Source organism: Streptomyces sp. UW30, from assembly GCF_008042075.1.
Taxonomy (GTDB): domain Bacteria; phylum Actinomycetota; class Actinomycetes; order Streptomycetales; family Streptomycetaceae; genus Streptomyces.
The window spans coordinates 1-3143 of sequence record NZ_RDBN01000134.1 but is presented as its reverse complement, the minus strand read 5'-3'; the positions used below and the strand labels follow the sequence as shown (position 1 = coordinate 3143).

Annotated in this window: 3 protein-coding genes; 2 read left to right on the top strand and 1 reads right to left on the bottom strand. The window is 68.9% G+C overall.

Features of this window, described 5'->3' with window-relative positions:
• On the bottom strand, window positions 1-1036 hold a 1036-nt coding region (locus tag EAO75_RS44835; RefSeq protein WP_148000875.1), incomplete at its 3' end, for an AAA family ATPase.
• A gap of 596 nt (window positions 1037-1632) precedes the next feature.
• On the opposite strand from EAO75_RS44835, the gene EAO75_RS44830 reads away from it, so the two are divergent.
• Window positions 1633-2370 carry an SDR family oxidoreductase gene (locus tag EAO75_RS44830; RefSeq protein WP_261989726.1) on the top strand — a complete coding sequence of 246 codons (738 nt, stop codon included), beginning with the start codon at window positions 1633-1635 and terminating at the stop codon, window positions 2368-2370.
• Window positions 2371-2383: 13 nt separating this feature from the next.
• Window positions 2384-3143: enoyl-CoA hydratase/isomerase family protein (locus EAO75_RS44825; protein ID WP_148000873.1), on the top strand; the 760-nt coding region annotated here is incomplete at its 3' end.

The following is a 3143-nucleotide window of genomic DNA, read 5'->3' as shown; positions in this document are numbered from 1 at the left end:
CACGCACCCGCGACCGTGGCGACTGGACCGGCAGTTCGTCGCTGCTGACGCGCGCCGCGTCTCTGACGGCCGAGCGGATCAGTGGGTGACGGAACTTGACGATCTCCCTGATTGACAGCAGGAGGCAATCCTCGGCTGCAGCCGCCGCGCCGGCGTCGAAGCCAAGTTTCGGTCCGGCCCGCCACAGCACGTTCGGATCGCTGCTGGGATCGGCCGCGGACGTCAGCAGCAGGGTCCGGGTCTGCGGTGGTAGCGCCAGCACGTCGCGCAGGTAGACCCGCTCCAGCGCCCGCCCGAGGGGGATCGGCTCCGGCAGCGGTGCCTCACCGCTGAGCTGGTCTGCGTTCAGCTCCCTGGCCGCCTCGATCAGTGCAAGGGGGTTGCCTCCGGTCGACGCGACGATCCGATCGCGGACGTCGGGATCAAGGGTCCCGGAGACCACTGACTCCAGCAGTCGTCCCGCAGCTTCTGCCCGGAGCCCGCCTACTGTCAGCTCAGGAAGCCCCGCCAGGTGGTCGACGCAGACCAGCTGGTCCCGGACGGAGAAGACCATGGTGATGGAGTCTGCGTGCAACCGGCGAGCCACGAAGGCGAGCACCGCGGCGGACTCCTCGTCGAGCCAGTGGGCGTCGTCCACCAGGCACAGCAAGGGGCGGTCGTCGGAACGCGCGGCCATCAGCCCGAGGGAAGCGAGTGCCACGAGGAAGCGATCGGGTGGGCTGGTCCGCTCCTGCAGGCCGAAGACCTGGCCCAGCGCTTCACCTTGCGGATCGGGCAGCTTGGGCAGCCGGGTCAGATGCGGTCTGAGCAGCTGATGCAACGCGGCGAAACCCAGCTCGGCCTCGGATTCCACGGCGTCGAAGCGCATGATCTCGAAGTCGGCGGCCGCCGAGACCTGAAGGTGGTCGAGCAGTGCGCTCTTGCCGGACCCGGGTCCGCCCCGCAGGACCAGGACGCCGCTCATTCCCCGCCGGGCGTTGTCGAGCGCTGCCGTCAGCCGACTGCATTCCTCGTCCCGCCCGAACAGCTCGTCCACTGGTCAACCCCAAAGTGCTCGTCGTGGTCCGGCTTGCGTAGCTCTCTGGCACACGTGAGTCCAATGACCGCATCCGCGAGCCCATACCGGCCGACACCGAATCCGTTGACCTGCTGCCACCCTGCTTTGCAATCGCCCGTTCGAAGCACCATCGCGCCAAGGGCCCGGGCCTCGACGACGGTGAATCGAGGAGGCGGCAGCCCGACCGGCCTGCGGTGAGGAGAACCGGGTGCTGCAGGGTCGCCCGCGGTTCATCGATGGTTCGGCACACTGTGCAACTTTCACATAGCGCGTGATTCCGGTTCCTCACCCAAATATGTGACGAGGCCGGACCGGGCTTGTGTCCTGCATTGGCGGCCGCACCACGTCCGTGAGGACCCTGCCGGTCGGCATCGAGGCCGTCGCGGCTCCCTCAGCACGGAATCGTAGTGATCAGCCGGGCCGGACTACGTGCATCACGTGGTTCCAGGAGGCGACGGTGAAGGGGAGGCTCGAGACACCGGTCTCGTTGTCGGAGTCGACCGGGCGCCATCGTCCTTGCCCCATTGGAGAGAGTTCCGTTGCGTAACCCGCACAACACACCTCTCGTCGGTCGCGTGGCCGTGGTGACCGGAGCGTCGAGCGGAATCGGCGAGCAGGTTGCGCGGGCGCTGGCGCGGGAGGGCGCCCAGGTCGCGCTGCTGGCTCGCCGCGCGCAGCGGTTGCAGGACATCCGCGCAAGCATTGAGGCGGACGGAGGCAGGGCCGCGGCCTTCCCCGTCGACGTCACGGACGCCCATGCGCTCCAGGAAACCGCCACGCAGGTCGCCAGGACCTTGGGCCCGGCCGGAATCGTTGTCAACAACGCCGGCATCATGCTGCCCACCCCGCTCGCCGAGCTCCGGGCCGCGGACTGGAGCCGTCAGACGGAGCTCAACGTTGGCGCGATCAACAACACGGTGCTCGCCTTCGGCGGGCAGTTGGGGGAGGCGGCCGCCGCATTCGGAGTCGCGGACCTGGTCAACACCGCCTCCATCGCCGGGAAGACGCTCTTCCCCACATATTCCGCCTACGCCGCGAGCAAGGCGTACGTCATCCATCTCGGCCGGAACCTCCGCGCGGAACTGGGGCCGAAGCAGGTCCGTGTGACGACCGTCGAGCCAGGCATCGTCGACACCGAACTGCAGTCACACATCCCGAGCGAGGAGTCACGGAGCCGCCTGGCGAGCACACGAGAGCAGATCGAGTGGCTCACCCCGGACGACGTGGCAGGCGTGGTCACCTACGCGGTGTCACTGCCCCCGCGTGTGAACCTTGCCGAGATCTCTGTGCTGCCCACCCGGCAGACCGTCTGAGAAGCGAGCACGCATGACTGTTATGAAACTCGCCCTGACACAGTTCACCGTCGTCGAGGTCCTTCCCGGCTACTGGCGAGCCACCTTCGACCACCCGCCCATCAACCTGATGACCGCGGTCACCGCGGCGGAACTCCGCGCCATCGTGGAGGCCGCCGAGATGGCCGACGACCTGCGGGTGCTGGTTTTCGACAGCGCCAACCCCGACTTCTTCTTCGCCCGCTACGACTTGTCGGCGGGCCCCCTCCCCTCTGAACCGGGGCCGACGGGGCTGCCTGCCTTCCTGGACATCACTGTGCGCCTCGGCGATCTGCGCGCCATCACCGTCGCACAGATCGAGGGCCGGGCCCGGGGCGGCGGCAACGAACTCGCCCTCGCTTGCGATCTGCGCTACGCCGCCCTGGAGACCGCGGTTCTCGGTCAGCCGGAGATCGGCTCGGCCCTGGTGCCTGCCGGGGGAGGACTCGAACGGCTGGTCCCCCTGGTCGGCCGCAGCCGCACCCTGGAGATCGCTGCCACAGGCGACGACTACGACGCGAGCACGGCCGAGCGGTACGGGTGGGTCACGCGGGCCCTGCCCGCCGTGGAACTCCCGGGTCACGTGGACGCCTTGGCCAGGACTCGAACGGCTGGTCCCCCTGGTCGGCCGCAGCCGCACCCTGGAGATCGCTGCCACAGGCGACGACTACGACGCGAGCACGGCCGAGCGGTACGGGTGGGTCACGCGGGCCCTGCCCGCCGTGGAACTCCCGGGTCACGTGGACGCCTTGGCC